The following is an 18,412-nucleotide window of genomic DNA, read 5'->3' on the forward strand; positions in this document are numbered from 1 at the left end:
GGCAAGATCTGTCTTATCAGCCTGACGTTACGCTGTCCCATTCCGGTTTCAGCAGTGACATCTGCACCAGATCGCCGCGTTGGTCCTGACGGTGGCCATAGGCCTCGCGCAGCACGCCTTCCTGCTGAAAGCCAAGCTTGCTGTAAAGCGCGTGGGCGCGCCGGTTATTCGGTATGTGGGTCAGCCAGATCCGGTAGGCGGAGGTGGTGGTGAATGCCCAGGTGAGCGCAAGCCGCATCATCGCTGTGCCGGTTCCCTTTTCGGGCGCGGCGACCACGACGCGCTTGATATAGAGATTATCCTGCGGATCGTTGATGTCGCGGAACAACACGAAGCCGAGCGGTTCGCCCCCCGGCGACACGGCGATCCGATAGGCCTTCGCCGGATCATTGAGATTGGCAAGGTGTTCCGCCGCGCTGAACCGACCGACCAGCAGGTCGTAGCCGGGCTGGCGCTCCGCCGACATCATGAACCCGATATCACTTTCTGTGGCCGCGCGCAGCGACACCATCAGGGTTCGATAAATTCGACGGCTTCGATCTTCTTGCCGACGAAGCGCAGCGCAACCCCGCCATTGATCAGCTTTAGCGCCGATTCGCCGAACAGATCACGCCGCCAGCCGCGCATAGCCTGCACATCGGCCTGTTCGCCCTCAACGGCAATCTTTTCCAGGTCGTCGGTATTGGCAATCATCTTTGCGGCGACGCCATGCTGTTCGCAGGTCAGGCGCAGCAGCACCTTGAGCAGTTCCACCGCCGGTGCCGTGCCTTCCGGTACGTGGTTCTGGCGCTGGACCTGCGGCCATTCTGCCTTGGGGATCGCCAGAGCGGCATTGACCGCCTCGATGATCGCGCCACCCGGCGTTGAGCGCTCCCAACCCTTCGGAATGGTCCGGAGCCGTCCCAGCGCCTCGACATCCCTGGGCTGCTGTTGGGCGATTTCGAAAATGGCGTCGTCCTTGATCACCCGTGAGCGGGGGACGTTGCGGGCGCGGGCCTCACGCTCGCGCCAGGCGGTGACGGCCTTCATTACCATCAGTTCCTGCGGTTTTCTCAGCCGCATCTTCAGCCGTTGCCAGGCGTCGTCGGGATGCAGGTCGTAGGTGTCGCGGGATTCGAGAATGGCCATTTCCTCGCTCAGCCAACTGGCGCGACCTTCACGCTCCAACTCCGCCTTCAGCGTCAGGTAGACATCGCGCAGATGGGTGACATCGGCCAGCGCATAATCCAGCTGCTTTTCCGAGAGCGGACGGCGGCTCCAGTCGGTAAAGCGCGAGCTTTTGTCGATATGGATATTCTTGATCTTCTGGACCAGCTGGTCATAGGACACGCTGTCGCCAAAGCCGCAGACCATGGCCGCGACCTGGGTGTCGAAGATCGGATGGGGAATGAGATTGCCGAGGTGAAAAATGATTTCGATGTCCTGGCGCGCGGCGTGAAACACCTTGATCACGTCGCCATTGGCCATCAGCTTGAAAAATGGGGCAAGATCGAGCCCATCAGCCAGCGGATCGACAATGACTTCCAGATCGGGACTGGCCATCTGGATCAGGCACAGTTCCGGCCAGAAGGTGGTTTCGCGCAGGAACTCGGTATCGATGGTGATAAATTCAGATCCGGCCAGTTTGTCGCAAGCGGCTTCTAAATCTTGGGTTGTGGAAATCATTTGGCCCCGGCATATTTCTTCGAATTCATATCTTTCCTTTCCGCTTGTGTCGGGGTTGTCAAGTTGATGACAAGGTTTGAGCCTGACAAGCTTCAAAACTCCCCGGTTTTTCACGGAAGGTGACGGTTTTGTGACCTGCTTGCAACGCTGGCCGCAAGGCACTTCATTCAATATGCTCCGCCGTGATTGGCGGCATGTTTCCACCTCTGGACGAAAGCGGGCACCATGGCATGCGGCGCGACAGGGTCTTTTTACGCCACCCGGATATAGCTTGTCATGCCAGTCTTCTGGTGCTCAATGATATGGCAATGCAAAACCCAGTCGCCAGGATTATCGGCCACGAAAGCCAGCTGAACCTTTTCATCAGGCATGACCAGATAGGTATCGGAAACAAGCGGTACGGCAGGGCGGTTGTTGGAGGCGATCACCTGGAAGTTCATGCCATGCAGATGGATGGGATGGGCGTGAGGCGTGTCGTTCACGAGGTCGAAGATATAGCTCTTGCCCAGCTTCAACTCGGCCAGGGGCGCGGTCGGGTCCGGTGTGTCGCCCGGCCATGTCACCTTGTTGATTGCCCAGAAGGAATAGCCGAGCGTGCCGCAGATTGACTCTTTCGCGCCGTTTTCCGCCGTGGCGGAAAGCACTAGCGGAATATGCTGAGCGGATGAGAGATCGGGCTTGTCGAAGGGATTGGACTTTAGCGGCGGCACGTCCTTCAAGTCACGTTTCAAGGATGCGCCGGTGGCGCGGAAGCTGACGACGGTTTTCGGCGTGCTGGGACGAATATCGGTCAGCCTCGCTTCACTGCCTTCGCTGTCGGGCATTTTCAGGATGATATCCATGCGCTGGCCGGGCGCGACGATGGCAAGCTCCAACGGCAGGATCGTCGGCACCGGCTGACCGTCCAGCGCGACGATCACCGCCTGCGCGCCTTCCAGCTTCAGCGTATAGATCCGCGTCACATCGGTATTGACGATCCGCACGCGAGTAAAGCCGCCGCTAGGCGCATCGTAGCGCGGCTCCACCTGCCAGTTGGCGGTGCGCACCGTGCCGAAGGTCCCGGCCCGGGCGGTGTCGCGCGGCTTAAATAGCGCGATGAACTGGCCATCGTCGCCCAGCCGCCAGTCGCGCAGATTGAGATCGATTTCCGCGTCGAAGACCGGGTCATCGGGGTCCTCGACCACGATCATCCCGGTCATGCCCGTCGCCATCTGGGTTAGCGTGTTGCAATGCGGGTGATACCAGAACGTGCCCGCATCCGGCGGCGTGAAGGCATAATCGAAACTGTCGCCCTGATAAACATAAGGCTGGGTCAGGAACGGCACACCATCCATTGCGTTGGGAATCCGTAAGCCATGCCAGTGAATGGTGGTGGCATCATCGATATGATTGATCAGTTTTGCCGCGAAAGGCTCGCCCCGGCGCATGCGAATGGTCGGGGCCATTGCCGCCGTCTGGCCAGGAAGAGCAAAGCTCATCAGCTTTTTCGTCTCATGGCTGCCGTCGAGGTTGGCCGAGGTAAACCGCGCCTCGATTTCCAGCGGCTTGGGGGCGGCAAAGGCCATGCGTGCGCCCTGGAAGCGGCTGGCAATGCCGAGCCCTGCGCCATAGGCGCCGACAACAGCGGAGGCTTTTAACAGGGTGCGGCGGGAGAGAATGGGCATGATGCGGGTTCCAGCGTCGGACGGGACGCAAATCTTTTAAAGTTGATTGTGGAAATCAGCAATATCCCAGGCCGACACAGCCGAGCCTATTTCCGCTTCGTCCGGACGGGCGCCGCAAGCTTGCTGAAAAAGGCCGAGGTGCGCAGTAGCGCCCGGAAGGGATAGCGTCGCTCGTCCGTCGGGACCGCTTCGCGCGCCCGCATCCGCAGCAGGGTATAGAGGATAAACAGCGCCAGCACGACGACCATATAGCTAAACAACGCCCTTGGTCCGAAATGATCGAGCAGGACGGAGGCAAACATCGGCCCGACCACGGCCCCGCAGGACCAGAAGAACAGCGTGCCCGCCGAGACCAGCGCATGCTGGCCGGGGGCGGCATGGTCATTGGCATGGGCCGAACACAGCGAGTAAAGCGGCATGGCAAAGGCACCGAACAGGAAAATGCCGATGAAATTGAGGATTTCGCTCGCTCCCGCCACGAAGGCCAGGAACAACCCGGCCAGCATGGCACCGCCTGCGGCCACCAGAATGATGGTGCGCCGGTCCAGCTTGTCAGAATAATGGCCGAGTGGATATTGCAGCACGATGCCTGCAAAAATCCCGATGCTCATGAAGGTGACGATGGCCGTGACCGACATGCCAATACCTTCGGCATAGATGGGGCCGAGCGAACGGAAGCTGGAGTTGGTGAGCCCGACGACGATGCATCCGACTGTGGCCAGCGGCGAAATGCCCCATAGGGCCTTGATGTTAAACTCCACATGCCGGGGTGGGGTGGGGCTGGTGCGGTCGGCAAAGGAAATCGGCACCAGCGACAGGGACAGCGCCATGGCGATCAGCGCAAACAGATCGACACCGGAAATCCCCACGGCTGGAATGATATATTGTGCGACCGTGACCGAGCCGAGATCGACGAAGCGGTAGATGGACAAGGTGCGCGCCCGGGTGTCGTTGGTGACGCGGGCATTGAGCCAGCTTTCCACCACGGCAAACAGCCCGGCAAAGCAGATGCCCTGGATGAGCCGCATCGAAAACCACGCGGCAGGATGGATGAAGATCAGCATGGCGATGGAGGCGGCAGAGGCAATCGCCGCTAACCCGGCAAAGGCGCGGATATGGCCGATTTCCCGGATCAGCCGGGTGACATAGATGCAGCCGATAGCAAAGCCGATATTATAGCCGGTGCCGACCACGCCGATCATCGTCGTCGAGAACCCTTCTTCAAGGGCGCGCAGCGAAATGAACGTGCCCTGCAAGCCATTGCCGCCGATCAGAATACCGGCGGTGACGAGCAGGGGCAAAAGCGGACGGATATCGTTCATGGTGGGCCGGATTTTCAAAAGCAGGTGAGTCGGGCTATATAACAGCATGCGACGTTTACCCCGGCAGGAGATGCCGATATAGCGTAAATCCAAAGCGTAAAAGCCTGTAGCCTTGACAAATCGGGCCGGCCATGCGCTTTTCCGCCCGATTTTCCATGCCAGCCAAGCGCGCATTCCTTGCGTCCGTGCTGACCTTTTACACATGTCCAGGATCGTTCGAAATGCATCGTTACCGCAGCCACACCTGTGCCGCTCTCCGCAAGTCCGATGTTGGTGCCACCGTGCGCCTTTCCGGCTGGGTCCACCGCGTCCGTGACCACGGCGGCGTTTTGTTCATCGACCTTCGTGACCATTACGGCATCACGCAGGTGGTGGCCGATCCCGATAGCCCGGCTTTCAAGCTGGCCGAGACCGTGCGCGGCGAGTGGGTGATCCGCATCGACGGCGTGGTCAAGGCCCGCGCCGATGAGACGGTCAACAAGGCCATGCAGACTGGTGAAATCGAGCTGTATGCGCAGGAAATCGAAGTTCTGGCCGTGGCCAAGGAATTGCCGCTGCCGGTGTTCGGCGAGCCGGACTATCCGGAAGATGTGCGCCTGAAGTATCGCTTCATCGATCTGCGCCGCGAAACCCTGCACAAGAACATCGTCAAGCGCACCCAGATTATTTCGTCGATGCGCAACGGCATGAGTGAGCTTGGCTTTGCCGAATACACCACGCCAATTCTGACCGCTTCTTCGCCAGAGGGTGCGCGTGATTTCCTGGTGCCAAGCCGTATCCATGAAGGCCAGTTCTTTGCGCTGCCGCAGGCTCCGCAGCAGTATAAGCAGCTGTTGATGGTGGCTGGTTTCGACCGCTACTTCCAGATCGCCCCTTGCTTCCGCGATGAAGACCCGCGCGCCGACCGTCTGCCCGGCGAATTCTACCAGCTCGACGTGGAAATGAGCTTCGTGACCCAGGAAGATGTCTGGACCACGATGGAACCGATGATGACCAAGGTGTTCGAACAGTTTGCCGAAGGCAAGCCTGTGACGAAGCAGTGGCCACGTATTCCCTATGATGAAGCGATCCGCAAATACGGCTCCGACAAGCCAGACCTGCGTAACCCTATTGTTATGCAGGCTGTGACCGAGCATTTTAAGGATTCAGGCTTCAAGATTTTCGCAAGCATGATTGCCTCCAACCCGAAGGTTGAGGTCTGGGCGATCCCGGTCAAGCATACGGAAGCAACGGGCGCGATTGGCCGCGCCGTCTGTGACCGCATGAATGCCTGGGCGCAATCGACTGGTCAGCCAGGCCTTGGCTATATCTTCTGGAAGGAAGAAGACGGCAAGGTTGGCGGTTCCGGCCCTCTGGCTAAGAACATTGGTGAAGAGCGCACCGCCGCCATCGCCGCCCAGCTCGGCCTTGGCGCTGGTGATGCCTGCTTCTTCGTGGCGGGTGATCCGGCCAAGTTCTACAAGTTCGCTGGCGAAGCCCGCACCCGTGCAGGCGAAGAGCTGAACCTGATTGACCGTGACCGGTTTGAAATGTGCTGGATTGTGGACTTCCCGTTCTATGAATGGAGCGAGGAAGAAAAGAAGATCGACTTCGCCCACAACCCGTTCTCCATGCCGCAGGGCGGGATGGAAGCATTGGACGGCCAAGATCCACTGACGATCAAGGCTTACCAGTATGACGCTGTCTGTAACGGCTTTGAAATCGCTTCTGGCTCGATTCGTAACCAGTCGCCGGAACTGATGGTCAAGGCGTTCGAGAAGGTTGGTCTGAGCCAAACAGACGTGGAAGAGCGCTTCGGCGGCCTCTACCGCGCCTTCCAATACGGCGCACCTCCGCACGGCGGCTGCGCATTCGGTATTGACCGCGTGGTCATGCTGCTGGTGGGCGCCAAGAACCTGCGCGAAATCTCGCTGTTCCCGATGAACCAGCAGGCGCAGGATCTGTTGATGAATGCACCGGCTCCGGCAACGCCAACCCAACTGCGCGAATTGGCGTTGCGCGTGGTGCCGACGCCGAAGAAAGACTGAACCGATGTGGTCCCGGGTTGCGAGCCATATCCGGGATGCCTTCAGCCATGCAATCGCCGCAGCCTTAGCTGCGGCGATTGCATTTTATGGTGCCCACTGGCTGTTCGGCCATCAGCAGCCGATCTTTGCTGCCATAGCCGCGATCATCTGTCTGGCCCCGGGCATTCCCAATCACCTGCGCCAAGGTATCAATGTTGTTATTGGCGTGACCATCGGCATCGCGGTCGGCGAGCTGATCTTTCTCCTGCCGATAACCGTGCTCGGCGTCCAGATTTCGCTGGCCATATTCGCCGCGATGTTTCTGGGCGCGCTGGCCAATCTGGCACCCGTCACGCCTATCCAGGCTGGCGCCTCAGCACTTCTGGTCATCCTGCTTGGCCCCGCGACCGGCGGGCTGGTGCGTTTTCTCGATGTCATCATCGGCGTTTCCACCGGTCTTGTCTTCGCGCTCATCCTGTTTCGCAATGCGACGAAATTGCATGAAACGGCGACCGCGCCCAGCAAGGATGCAGGGCAGGGGCCGCAGGAAAAATAGCGCAATCTGCAATAACGCATTTCACAAAAAAAGCCGCCAGTCTGGCGGCTTTTATCGTCTATGTTCGAGTTCGATGACCCTCAGTCGTTAGACGTTACCTTGGCGCCCAGAACCTTGGGCAGCGTTTCCGGTGCGCCCATGGCGGCGCCGACGATCATCGGGAAGGGGACCGGGTTCTGCGGTTCAGCGGAGATCGTCAGGCTCTTCGGATTGTCGATATAGGCATTGACGGCTGACGTGACGACACTCTGGAAATCGCCAAGCTTGGCCTGGGCCAGCATCAAAGGCGTCATGGCCTTGACCATCTGGCCCATATCCTTGCCCGAGATACCCTGCTGGCTGCCGCTATAGGCCAGTGCCCGTTCAGTAATGCCAGCGTCGTCGAAGCGGATATCGGCGCCCAGGAAGGACATTTGCTGCATCAGGCCGAGAATGGCGATACCGGAGGCCTGCTGCGCCTGCGGGTCCTTGGCATTGGCTTCCATGGCCCGGGCGGTTTCCTGAAGTTGCTTGACCAGGTCCAGAGTATAACCGGACAGACCGAGCGCCACCGTCAGCTTACCGACATTCTTGAAATCGAGCGTGTAGTTTTGAACGTCAATCGTTCCCGATTGCAGTTCCCAGCTGCCTTTCATGGTCATGCCGCCATCCAGCATGCTGATCCCGAGCTTTTCGATGGCATCGCGGCTCTTTGGATCGTCGACGGTGGACAGATCGAGCTTGAAGCCTTTGACAGTCCCTTCGAAAGCGAGGCTGGCGCCATCGTCCTCGATTGCCGTTGTCGCCTCGGCCTCGGCCATGGACAACACTTCCTTGCCGTCTGCCTTGACGCTGATCGGGCCGCTATGGGCCTTTTCGTAAAACAGCATGGAGGCGAGGTCGCCGCCATCGGTCTTGGCGGGAACGGTGACGCCGGACAGATAGAGATCGGAAGCTGTCACGGTCGATTTGTTTTCAACCAGGTTGAGCGGCTGGAAATCGACCCGGTCGATCTCATAGGAGCCGTCCTGGTTTTCAATTACGCCGCTCATCTTTACGTCGCCGATGGAGACTGGCGTCGAATCCGGGCCGGTATCAGAAGCATTGGCCGGCTTCAATTTGGTATCGCGCAGGGTCACGACATCGCCGTTGATATCGATTGAGCCAGCGGTAATGGCGGCATTGCCCCCGGTGTAGGATTTATTGATCTTGGCGAGCAAATCCTGGCCATCCAGCGCGAAAGCTGCCGAGGGAAGCACGAGAATGGCGGCACTGACCGAGAGGATACGGCGCAGGGCAAGCCCGGCGGATTTATGCGTCGTCATAACAATTCCCTCTAAGAACAAAAGGATATGCGCGATTGCGCGGTCATGATCCTTTATAAGACAGTGCGGAAATCCGCCATGCTTTTTGTCGCACTCGTTTGATTTTGTCTGAGCGACCTTACACACCCAGATCGGATAATCCACAGGTGCATCCCCCGGAATCCTTGCCGTGCAAGGGGTTCTCGGCTACGCAAGGAGCATGGGAAAAAGTCTTATACCGCCTGGCGACGGTGGCGATAACGTCACACCGATCGATCTGAAATACGCGCTGGAAGAGCGCTACTTGGCCTATGCGCTGTCGACTATCATGCACCGGGCGCTGCCTGACGTGCGCGATGGGCTGAAGCCGGTGCATCGGCGCATCATCCATGCGATGAGCGAAATGGGGATCAGGCCCAATTCCGCCTTCAAGAAATGCGCCCGTATCGTTGGCGATGTCATCGGTAAATTTCACCCGCATGGCGACCAGTCGGTCTATGACGCGCTGGTGCGGCTCGCCCAGGATTTTTCGCAGCGCTATCCCGTTGTCGATGGGCAGGGCAATTTCGGCAATATCGACGGCGATTCGGCGGCGGCCTACCGGTATACCGAAGCACGGATGACCGACGTTGCCGGGCTTCTTCTCGAAGGTATCGAGCAGGATGCGGTGGATTTTCGCCCAACCTATAACGAGGAAGACGATGAGCCGGTCGTGTTGCCCGGCGCTTTTCCCAATCTGCTCGCCAATGGCGCCTCCGGCATCGCGGTCGGCATGGCAACCTCTATCCCACCGCACAATGCCCATGAGTTGTGCGATGCGGCGCTTTATCTGATCAAGAACCGTAGCGCTTCTGTCGAAGAGCTGTTCGCCGATCCGGCTCATCCGCAGCGCGGCGGCATCGAGGGACCGGATTTCCCGACCGGTGGCATTGTCATCGAAAGCCGCGAAAGCATGTTGGAAACCTACCGCACCGGACGCGGCGGTTTCCGGGTGCGGGCCAAATGGGAGACGGAAGACCTCGGGCGCGGCGGCTATCAGATCGTCATCACCCAGATCCCGTTCCAGGTGCAGAAATCACGGTTGATCGAAAAGATCGCCGAATTGCTGATCGCCAAGCGCCTGCCGTTGCTGGAAGACATTCGCGATGAGTCAGCCGAAGACGTTCGCGTCGTGTTGGTGCCGAAGAGCCGTACCGTCGATCCGACCATCCTTATGGAATCGCTGTTCAAGCTGTCTGAGCTGGAAAGCCGCATCCCGTTGAACATGAACGTCCTCTCCCAAGGTAAAGTACCGAAGGTGATGGCGTTGAACGAGGTGCTGCTGGAGTGGCTGGACCACCGCAAGGACGTGCTGGTGCGCCGGTCGCGCTTCCGGCTGGCGGCCATTGACCGGCGGCTGGAAATTCTCGGCGGCTTGCTGATCGCCTATCTCAATCTCGACGAGGTGATCCGTATCATCCGTGAGGAAGACGAGGCCAAGGACGCGCTGATCGCCCGCTTCGAGCTGACCGACAATCAGGCCGAGGCCATCTTGAACATGCGGTTGCGCAATTTGCGCAAGCTCGAGGAATTCGAGATCCGCAAGGAACATGATGCTCTGTCCAAGGAAAAGGCAGAGATCGAGACATTGCTGGCCTCTGACGACCTGCAATGGGGGACTGTCGCCTCGGAAATCGGTGAGGTGAAGAAGAAATACGCCAAGGCGACCGACATTGGCCGCCGTCGCACGCTGTTTGCCAATGCGCCGGACGCCGATGTCGATGCCATTCAGCAGGCGATGATCGAGAAAGAGCCGATCACCGTCGTCATCTCCGAAAAGGGCTGGATACGGGCGCTGAAGGGCCACAGCTACGATAAGGCCGGCCTGACCTTCAAGGAAGGCGATGGTCTGCGCGTGGCCTTCCCGGCCCAGACCACCGACAAGATCCTGCTGGTGACCACCGGCGGCAAGGTCTACACGCTTGGCGGCGACAAGCTGCCTGGCGGGCGCGGTCATGGTGAGCCGATCCGCATCATGGTCGATATGGAAAACGATCAGGATGTGCTGACCGCCTTCGTCCACGATCCAGCACGCAAGCTATTGATCGCCTCGACGGGTGGCAATGGCTTCATCGTTGCGGAAAGCGACATCACCGCCAATACTCGCAAGGGAAAGCAGGTGATGAATGTCGGCATGCCTGATGAAACCAAGCTGGTCGTGCCGATTTCCGGCGACCACGTGGCTGTCGTCGGTGAAAACCGCAAGATGGTGGTCTTCCCGCTGGCCCAGATCCCGGAAATGAGCCGTGGCAAAGGCGTGCGTCTGCAACGCTACAAGGACGGCGGTGTCTCCGACATCAAGTGCTTTACCCTTGCAGACGGGCTTTCCTGGGAAGACAGCGCGGGCCGGAGCTTCACCCGCAGCAAGGACGAACTGTTGGAATGGCTGGGCGACCGGGCCGGAGCCGGACGGACGGTTCCCAAGGGCTTCCCGCGCAGCGGCAAATTCAGCGGCTGATTGCCCGTTTCGCCCTGCGCATCATGCGGTGTGCAGGGCCTTCGGTTCCGTTTTGCCAATGGCTCAGGCTATAGCGTATTTCTGCATTTCCGAGAAACATTGAATGCCCTAGCTGATGAAATGGGTAATCAGCGGCGCGTCTGTGCTTTCGGCCTCAGCTGGGCTAAAATGGTTCAGGGGTTTGGACTTGAATACGTCCAAGGTGGCGGGGCGGCCGATGTAGAAGCCCTGCACATGATCGATGTCGAATTGCCGCATCAGTTCCAGCTGTTCCTCGGTCTCGATGCCTTCGACCAGAATGCGGTGGCCGCGATTGCGCACCAGCGCGATAATATCGCGCAGCATGGAGCGTCCCTTCGGCGTATCGCTGTCCTGAAGGAAGGACCGATCGATCTTCACCGTGTCGAAATTGAAGAGCCGCAGCCAGGACAGACCAGCGAAACCGGTGCCGAAATCATCCAGCCAGATGCGGATGCCCATATTTTCAAGGTCCTTGATGCAGCGCAGGATGTCTGATTGACGATCCATATTGATGCCTTCGGTAATCTCGAAGGCGACATGCTGCCCATCGACACCGGTATCGATCAGGATTTCAGCGACGGCGGCGGCAAAGCCGCGGGTTTTCAACTGAATGGGAGAGACATTGATACTGACGACCGGCGCGTGGCCGGGAACGAGGATTTCGTCGCAAGCCTGCCGCAGCGTCCACAAGCCGAGATCGAGGATTGACCCTGTCCGCTCGGCAATCGGAATGAACACCGAGGGTGGCACAGGCGTCCCATCCAACAGTTTCAGCCGCATCAGGGCTTCCGCAGCGTCGATCTTGCCGGTCGAGAGGTTAAGAATCGGCTGATAGACAAGGGAAACAAGGTTGTTGGCCACAGCCACCCGCAACAGGGCGGCAATATGTTCGCTATCGTCGCTGCTTTGCGGGTCGTTGGGGTCGAACAGCCGCACGCAATTACGACCATTGGCCTTTGCCGAATAAAGCGCCCGGTCCGCCTCGGTAATGATCTTTTCCAGTCGTGGACCGAAATGAGGGCGTGTAAAGGCCGCGCCGACGCTAACCGTGACGACGTTGATGCCATCCTTGCGCTGATCATGGACCAGCGACATTTTTTCCACGGTATCGCGAATCATCTCTGCTAGCAGCCCAACATCGTCACGGCTAGCGGCTGGAGCCAGAACGATAAATTCCTCGCCGCCATAGCGGCCAATAGAGGCATTGAATGGCAGGAGGGCTGTCTTCAGAGCATTGGCGACCAGGACTAGACAGTGGTCGCCAGCCTGATGGCCGTAATAGTCGTTGTATTTCTTGAAAAAATCGACGTCGACCAGAATTGCGGCAAAGCCGGTTCCTGAACTTTGCCATTCAGCCCAATTGTCTCGCAATCGCTGATCGATGGCACGCCGGTTTTCAACGCCGGTCAGGTAGTCTGTGTTGGAAAGACGCAGCAGCGCTTTGCCGCGTTCGATCGCTTCCCGATGCTGCTTGCGTGCCTCCAGCGCATTCAGGAAAACATGGTAGCGTTCCTTGTTCAGTCGCCAGTTGACATAGCTGGTGAAGACGAAGCACAGGACATAGAACGTAGCGAAAGCAATGATGTAAGACGTTTCTCGACCGAAGACACTCGCAACAACCCAAAGAAACAAGGCAAGTACTGAAGCAGAGGTGATGATCGACAACAGAAAATACAGGCCGAAAAACAGGTTGGCACCCATCATAAAAATCGCGCCAAACACCATGTAATAGCGAAAATTCTCAACCGAATCGGTCATTGATGCCGGAAAAAGCCAGCCGCCATAGCCGATGATGAGCGCCATAGCGCAGGTCAAGTCTATCATATTGGCTCTCGGGCCAATGAAGATCTGGGCTTCCAAAATGACGAGAGACAAAGCGCCAACCGCAAAACGGCTGATCAGCAAGGTTGATGCAACGTCAGGAATGAGGATGTAATCCATCCCTGAAAACATCAGATAGACGATCACAGCGATCCAAAGGCCATGGCGTGCTGCGGCAATGCGCTCGGATTCGGTCTGGTCTCGATACAGCTTCACGACTTCTGCAGTTCGCTTTCTGTCAGGGGTGCCACGCCGCCCGGTTTTTATTGGGTCCGACCCGGGGTGCTTCATGCTGGATTGTTCCACTGAGTTTTACCGTCGTGAACAGGAATGCAAGTTATTCCTTCATACGCGCTATTCACACACTCAGCACGATACGCCTTTTTATTTTAAACCCGAATCCCTAATGTAATACAGCGCACAATTACCCTTAAATTTAATTGAAATTTAGACAAGCGTCAAACCTCTGTGTCACGCTGAATATGACGCACTCTCATCTATTAACCTTAATAGAAAATTGCCTAAATCGCCAGTCGTCATAGTTAGAATCAGACTTTATAGTTATCAAACATTTAATTTTGTCGATAAAACATTAGAGGTAGATCGGATATGCAGTATATAGAAACTGTCTTGGACGGCGAAAGCTTGGTCACTCCAGATGCAATTGCAGCAGAGGTTTTTTCGCCGAAAGGCAAGAAAATCGATGATCGTGAGCGGGTTTTAGCGGAATCCGAATTGGCCCTGGCACTCAACATTGCTTATCAGCAATTTGAGCACGGTAGAGATCCCGCTGCTATCATTGCAATGATGGCTGGAGCGCTTCACAATCTCCGCAATAAGGTTTCTCCTGTCTTATGGCAGTCATTGATACCGATGGCGCAAAATCATAAAGTATCTAAGTATTTTCTTGAGGATCCTTTCACGCGCTGGTCTTGCGTCAAGCCGCGCGGCTATTCAGGGGATGCACAACTACTCGATTTTATTTACGGCCATGAAAGCGTTGCGAATGAAATTGCCGCTGCTTCGCCTCTCGGGCTGGCGCTGTATGATTACACCAAGGATGCGTCGTCATCGGTCGCCGTACGGGAGCGCCGCGATCTCCTGACCCAGCATGTCGATGAAATTGCCACGTCACGCGGGCCGGATGCCGAAATCCTCACCATTGCCGCAGGCCATCTGCGCGAGGCCAATCGTTCAGTCGCTCTGAAAGAGGGCAGAATCAAGCGCTGGATCGCGCTGGATCAGGACCCTTTGAGTGTCGGTTCCATTCGCCGGGATTTCGCAAACACCTGCATAGAGCCTATCGATGGATCAGTCCGTAGCCTCTTGACCAATCAGCATGACCTCGGAACTTTCGATTTCGTCTATGCGTCGGGCCTTTATGATTACCTTAACGACAAGGTAGCAGTAAAGCTGACGAAGAAGTGCCTTTCCATGCTGAAGCCGAATGGTGTCTTTATGTTCGCCAATTTTGCGGAAGATATTGTCGTCGATGGCTATATGGAAACTTTCATGAACTGGGCGCTGCTGCTGCGCAGCGAGCAGGATATGTGGCGCGTTATTCATGCAAGCACACCTGAAGGCGATATTGATGCTCAGGTCCGTTTCGGTGCCAATCGCAATATTGTCTACGGCTTTATCCGCAAGATCGGCTAGGGTTAAATATTGGTTTACTGTATAAGTCCGTAAATATATTATATTTTCGGTTTTGTGCAGAATTTACGAGACATTACACGATCCTGCTTGGTGCCTTTGGCGTGCGTGATGCGTCAAACAAAATCGATTTCAGTTATTTTGCAGCCAGCATATCTCCCAAATGACTGGCTGCATTATTCAAACCCAGAATTCTTCGGAATTCTGGGTTTTGTTTTGAATGAAAACAATGATTCATGATGCTATAACCATAGATAAATTCAAACTTTTTGCAGTTAATATCATCACTTGGTTTTAATCACTTCTGCTCCATATGGAACAAAGGCTGTGCGCGAGCGTTTTGGATTTCAAACCGTGCTCAATACGCAAGCCGGAAGAGTTTTTTGCCTGGCTGCGCCTTTCGGAACCGCGTTTCTGCGTGGTCGGCTTTCGGCATGATAATCAAATGCTTCGAGCCCTACTAAGAAGGCGATGACCGTGGACCAAGAGCGCGAACTTGCAAGGCTGACCAGCCTACGCAACCTGAAAATACTTGATACCCTGCCGACCGAAAGCTTCGACCGAATTACTCGAATTGTGTCGGAATTTTTTGGATTGCCGGTCGCGGCGGTGTCGCTGACAGATGTCGATCGCCAGTGGTTCAAGTCGAAAGTGGGAATTGATCATAATCAGATTCCACGGTTCAAGGCGCCTTGCGCTGAAGTCGCGGAAACTTGTCGGCCGCTGATCGTCAACGATTTTCACAATGACGCCTTTTATGTCGATAGTCCCCTCGGTCAGGCCGGTGTGCGGTTCTATGCCGGTGTGCCGCTGATGACGACCGATGGTTATTCGCTGGGCGCGCTCTGCGTTCTCGACAATCAACCTCACACGGTCGGCGACAGGGAAATGGCTGTGTTGTCCGATATGGCGGCCATGGTCATGGCGCAGATAGAAATGCAGCACGCCGTTGGCCGCATCGAAGCCGCCAGCGGCCTGCCCAATCGCTTCCAATTGTTGAGCGACCTTGCCGATATTAGCAGGCATGGCGGGGCCAAAGAACGGTTGATCGGCGTTCTCGATCTTGCGCGCACCATGCAGTTCGATCGGTTGTCGCGCGTCATGGGCCCTTCGCATCTGGATGGTGTTATCCGTTCCGTAGCGCAATTCCTACAGAGGTCGATGGGTGATCATACCGCCGCTTATCACATTGGCGCGATGCAGTTCGCCTTGATCCCACCGGAGGATGCCACCTCCGAAAGCCTTTTGCCCATGCTGGAACGCTTGCTGTCCGATGTGGGTGAGGTGGCCAATCTTCGTTTGACGATGACACCCTCGCTTGGGGTGACCTGGTTCAATCCGGGCGCAATGGAGCCGGAAAACGTGCTGCGCTCGCTGCAAAGTGCGGTTCAAGACGCGCGTGACAGCGAAACAGGCATTGCCTTTTTCTCCGACGATCATGACCTGCTGCATCGCCGTAACTTCCGCCTGTTGCAGGATTTTCCTGTCGCTCTGGCCTCGCAGGACCAATTGCATCTGGTTTTCCAGCCGAGGCTGTCTTTGAAGACCGGCCAGGCGGAATGCGCCGAAGCGTTGCTGCGCTGGACCCACCCTGAACTGGGGTCGATTTCACCAGCCGAATTTGTACCGGTTATCGAAGCCTCCGATCTGGTGCGCGCCATGAGCGCCTGGGTGATCGAAAGGGCGCTGTCCCATCTGGCCGTTCTGCGAGGTCAAGGCATCGATATGCGATTGTCGATCAATATTTCGGCTCTTAATTTGAATGAGCCAGAGTTTCTGGAACTCCTGAAGGAGAAACTGGAGAAATACGATGTCCTGCCGGGTCAGATCGAATTTGAACTGACGGAAACAGCGATGATGGGGGAGACCGAAAAGTCACTCGACCTTCTTCACGCGCTGAGCGCCCATGGTATCCGGCTAGCGATCGACGACTTCGGCACTGGCTATAGCAGCCTGGCCTATATGCAAAAATTGCCTGCTGATGTTGTGAAAATCGACCGTTCTTTCGTCGCGGATATGGCAAAAGGCAATCGCGAGCGCGTGTTGGTGCGATCGATGATCAACCTTTCGCACAGTCTAGGTTATGAAGTGGTGGCGGAAGGCGTCGAAACGCTTGAGGCCGCTGATCTTTTGCAAGCGATGGGTTGCGATGAGATCCAGGGCTTCTGGCTGTCGCGTCCCATGGCGGCGGACGTCCTGCCGGAATGGCTGCGCCATCGGCATGAAGCTGCTGATCAGGCGGCTCAGGTCGCCTGATCCATACCAAGTCTCGAAGATGCTGACGCATCCTCCTCTTGAGGAGATCGCAAAGGAAGACGAAGAGTGCTTCGGTTTACTCTTCGACGCCGCTTTCTGGCTCATAACGGGTCCAGCCCTGGCTGAGCAGATGTTCCTGCGGCAGGAAGCGAATTTTATATCCCATTTTGCGGGAGCCGTTCACCCAATAACCCAGATAGACATGGGGTAGGCCCATCTCGTTGGCACGGCGGATATGGTCGAGAACCATGAATGTGCCGAGAGACCGTTTTTCCATGACGGGATTGAAGAAGGAATAAACCATCGACAGTCCGTCGCTGAGGATATCGGATAGCGCCACGGCTACCAGTTCGCCTGGGCGGTCGCTGTCCTCATCTACTTTCGGCAGACGATATTCGATCACCTTGGTTTTCACGTGGCTGTCTTCCACCATGATTGCAAAATCGAGCGCCGACATGTCCGACATGCCGCCCTGCTGGTGGCGATGATCGAGATAGGTACGAAACAGTGAGAATTGTTCGGTCGAAGGCTGGGCTGCAAAGACGCTGCTGGTGAGATCGGCATTGACGCCTGCCACACGCCGCATGGTTCGGTTCGGCTGGAATTCCCGGGCGACGATCCGCACGGAAATGCAGGCGCGGCAGGTTTCGCAGGCTGGACGGTAGGCGATATTCTGCGATCGGCGAAAGCCGCCCTGTGTCAGAAGATCGTTCATTTCCGGCGCGCGTGGTCCAACAAGGTGCGTGAAGACCTTCCGCTCCATTTCCCCCGCCAGGTAAGGGCAGGGCGCGGGCGCTGTCAGATAAAACTGCGGAGACGTAGCAGCCTGCGTGTTCATGCTTTGTCTATGCGTCCTCTCAGGCACCCGGAAAAGCGCGCTTGCTTCATTGGCCGGGAATGCACATTACACCAAGACATCGAAGGTGCTAACGCATCCTCACCTTGCAGGAATGCCGAATATCTCAAATGCATCAAGCGCTTGAGATACTCGAAAGTGCAATACCAAAAGTCACTTTCAATGATTCCCGGTATTGCCCATAACCTTCAAGTTCATGTCTAGCATGGCTCAAGATTTCAAAAGGTCAACTCTTTCATTTCACGATTTGGTTGCTCAACGTGAAATTGTAGTCATTTCTAATGCGACTACTAATTTTTAGCGGGTGCCGGCTTTCACTCAGCCAGCGCGAAGCGCAGCCGTGCCGAGCAGCAAGTCATGGACCAGTCGCGAGCGATCGGTAAACAGTCCCGCCAGCAGGATCAGTGGCGTCAACACGGAATTGAGGATCCAGAATAGTGCCAGATGAGCAATGGCCGTGACGAAATCAATCTTGGTGCCGTCCAGGCGAATCATTGCAATTCCCATGGCCCGCATGCCAGGCGTCGCCTGAGTGCGTCCGGCCAGCGACAGACCGAAATAAAGGCCCGCGACGATGAAAAACAGAATGGGATAAAGGAGCCAGCCGAGGCCAAGCGTGATGACACCGAGGAAGAACACCACGACGGCGGCGGGAACCCACAGGAGCCCGACCAGGACATAGTCGATGATGAAGGCAAAGACCCGGCGCGACAGCACGCCGCTATAGGCGCGCCAGTCGGTTGGAGCCACGGTGGTCATATTCGGATCGAAGCTCATGATCGTCTCCTTGGTCGATGACGATGATATGGGAA

The 18,412-nt window shown here is 56.8% G+C and carries 13 protein-coding genes; 5 read left to right on the plus strand and 8 right to left on the minus strand.

The genetic code is table 11. The features are described from left to right. Positions 1-16: 16 nt before the first annotated feature. The 4 genes from ASB66_RS11075 to ASB66_RS11090 form a co-directional block, all read right to left on the minus strand. Positions 17-511, minus strand: a complete 495-nt coding sequence (locus tag ASB66_RS11075; protein ID WP_060715824.1) for a GNAT family N-acetyltransferase — start codon at positions 509-511, stop codon at positions 17-19. Next, positions 511-1,665, minus strand: a complete 1,155-nt coding sequence (gene rnd / locus ASB66_RS11080) for a ribonuclease D (RefSeq protein ID WP_114386542.1) — start codon at positions 1,663-1,665, stop codon at positions 511-513. Before rnd ends, ASB66_RS11075 begins: the two co-directional genes overlap by 1 nt. Before the next feature lie 251 nt (positions 1,666-1,916). Continuing rightward, on the minus strand, positions 1,917-3,329 hold the full coding sequence (locus ASB66_RS11085; RefSeq protein ID WP_060715822.1) for a multicopper oxidase family protein: 1,413 nt from the start codon (positions 3,327-3,329) through the stop codon (positions 1,917-1,919). Between the two features lie 86 nt (positions 3,330-3,415). Continuing rightward, entirely contained in the window at positions 3,416-4,651 is a 1,236-nt protein-coding gene (locus tag ASB66_RS11090; protein ID WP_060715821.1) for an MFS transporter, read from the minus strand. A gap of 221 nt (positions 4,652-4,872) precedes the next feature. Here ASB66_RS11090 and aspS point away from each other — a divergent pair, with 221 nt between their 5' ends. Together aspS and ASB66_RS11100 are read left to right on the plus strand one after the other, a co-directional pair. Then, entirely contained in the window at positions 4,873-6,678 is a 1,806-nt protein-coding gene (aspS, locus tag ASB66_RS11095) for an aspartate--tRNA ligase (protein WP_060716022.1), read from the plus strand. A gap of 4 nt (positions 6,679-6,682) precedes the next feature. Next, entirely contained in the window at positions 6,683-7,213 is a 531-nt protein-coding gene (locus ASB66_RS11100; RefSeq protein WP_060715820.1) for an FUSC family protein, read from the plus strand. 80 nt (positions 7,214-7,293) lie between these two features. Here the strand turns inward: ASB66_RS11100 and ASB66_RS11105 are convergent, their stop codons facing one another. Then, on the minus strand, positions 7,294-8,517 hold the full coding sequence (locus ASB66_RS11105; RefSeq protein WP_060715819.1) for an AsmA family protein: 1,224 nt from the start codon (positions 8,515-8,517) through the stop codon (positions 7,294-7,296). Between the two features lie 199 nt (positions 8,518-8,716). Between ASB66_RS11105 and parC the strand changes: the two genes are divergently transcribed. Continuing rightward, positions 8,717-10,993 carry a DNA topoisomerase IV subunit A gene (parC, locus tag ASB66_RS11110; RefSeq protein ID WP_060715818.1) on the plus strand — a complete coding sequence of 759 codons (2,277 nt, stop codon included), beginning with the start codon at positions 8,717-8,719 and terminating at the stop codon, positions 10,991-10,993. 108 nt (positions 10,994-11,101) lie between these two features. Here the strand turns inward: parC and ASB66_RS11115 are convergent, their stop codons facing one another. Continuing rightward, the gene (locus ASB66_RS11115; RefSeq protein ID WP_060715817.1) at positions 11,102-13,126 is read right to left on the minus strand and encodes a putative bifunctional diguanylate cyclase/phosphodiesterase; all 2,025 of its coding nucleotides are present in this window, start codon (positions 13,124-13,126) and stop codon (positions 11,102-11,104) included. A gap of 318 nt (positions 13,127-13,444) precedes the next feature. On the opposite strand from ASB66_RS11115, the gene ASB66_RS11120 reads away from it, so the two are divergent. Next, on the plus strand, positions 13,445-14,491 hold the full coding sequence (locus ASB66_RS11120) for a class I SAM-dependent methyltransferase (RefSeq protein ID WP_060715816.1): 1,047 nt from the start codon (positions 13,445-13,447) through the stop codon (positions 14,489-14,491). A 468-nt stretch (positions 14,492-14,959) separates the two neighbouring features. Next, positions 14,960-16,744: a sensor domain-containing phosphodiesterase gene (locus ASB66_RS11125; RefSeq protein ID WP_060715815.1), complete on the plus strand. Its 1,785-nt coding sequence runs from the start codon at positions 14,960-14,962 to the stop codon at positions 16,742-16,744. Between the two features lie 76 nt (positions 16,745-16,820). Here the strand turns inward: ASB66_RS11125 and ASB66_RS11130 are convergent, their stop codons facing one another. Together ASB66_RS11130 and ASB66_RS11135 are read right to left on the minus strand one after the other, a co-directional pair. Beyond that, positions 16,821-17,582, minus strand: a complete 762-nt coding sequence (locus ASB66_RS11130) for an arginyltransferase (RefSeq protein WP_060715814.1) — start codon at positions 17,580-17,582, stop codon at positions 16,821-16,823. 336 nt (positions 17,583-17,918) lie between these two features. Continuing rightward, a complete protein-coding gene (locus tag ASB66_RS11135; RefSeq protein ID WP_060715813.1) occupies positions 17,919-18,377 on the minus strand; it encodes an RDD family protein in 459 nt (152 codons plus the stop codon). Positions 18,378-18,412: the final 35 nt, after the last annotated feature.

Origin of the sequence: Gillisella vitis, from assembly GCF_001541345.2 — a bacterium.
Taxonomy (GTDB): Bacteria; Pseudomonadota; Alphaproteobacteria; order Rhizobiales; family Rhizobiaceae; genus Allorhizobium; species Allorhizobium vitis.

Excerpts from the sequence above, each read along its gene's own strand:
- ASB66_RS11120 (WP_060715816.1), top strand. The coding sequence starts at position 13,445 with ATGCAGTATATAGAAACTGTCTTGGACGGCGAAAGCTTGGTCACTCCA.
- ASB66_RS11075 (WP_060715824.1), bottom strand. The coding sequence starts at position 511 with ATGGTGTCGCTGCGCGCGGCCACAGAAAGTGATATCGGGTTCATGATG.
- aspS (WP_060716022.1), top strand. The coding sequence starts at position 4,873 with ATGCATCGTTACCGCAGCCACACCTGTGCCGCTCTCCGCAAGTCCGAT.
- ASB66_RS11115 (WP_060715817.1), bottom strand. The coding sequence starts at position 13,126 with ATGAAGCACCCCGGGTCGGACCCAATAAAAACCGGGCGGCGTGGCACC.
- ASB66_RS11090 (WP_060715821.1), bottom strand. The coding sequence starts at position 4,651 with ATGAACGATATCCGTCCGCTTTTGCCCCTGCTCGTCACCGCCGGTATT.
- ASB66_RS11085 (WP_060715822.1), bottom strand. The coding sequence starts at position 3,329 with ATGCCCATTCTCTCCCGCCGCACCCTGTTAAAAGCCTCCGCTGTTGTC.
- rnd (WP_114386542.1), bottom strand. The coding sequence starts at position 1,665 with ATGATTTCCACAACCCAAGATTTAGAAGCCGCTTGCGACAAACTGGCC.
- ASB66_RS11135 (WP_060715813.1), bottom strand. The coding sequence starts at position 18,377 with ATGAGCTTCGATCCGAATATGACCACCGTGGCTCCAACCGACTGGCGC.
- ASB66_RS11125 (WP_060715815.1), top strand. The coding sequence starts at position 14,960 with ATGACCGTGGACCAAGAGCGCGAACTTGCAAGGCTGACCAGCCTACGC.
- ASB66_RS11130 (WP_060715814.1), bottom strand. The coding sequence starts at position 17,582 with ATGAACACGCAGGCTGCTACGTCTCCGCAGTTTTATCTGACAGCGCCC.
- parC (WP_060715818.1), top strand. The coding sequence starts at position 8,717 with ATGGGAAAAAGTCTTATACCGCCTGGCGACGGTGGCGATAACGTCACA.
- ASB66_RS11100 (WP_060715820.1), top strand. The coding sequence starts at position 6,683 with ATGTGGTCCCGGGTTGCGAGCCATATCCGGGATGCCTTCAGCCATGCA.
- ASB66_RS11105 (WP_060715819.1), bottom strand. The coding sequence starts at position 8,517 with ATGACGACGCATAAATCCGCCGGGCTTGCCCTGCGCCGTATCCTCTCG.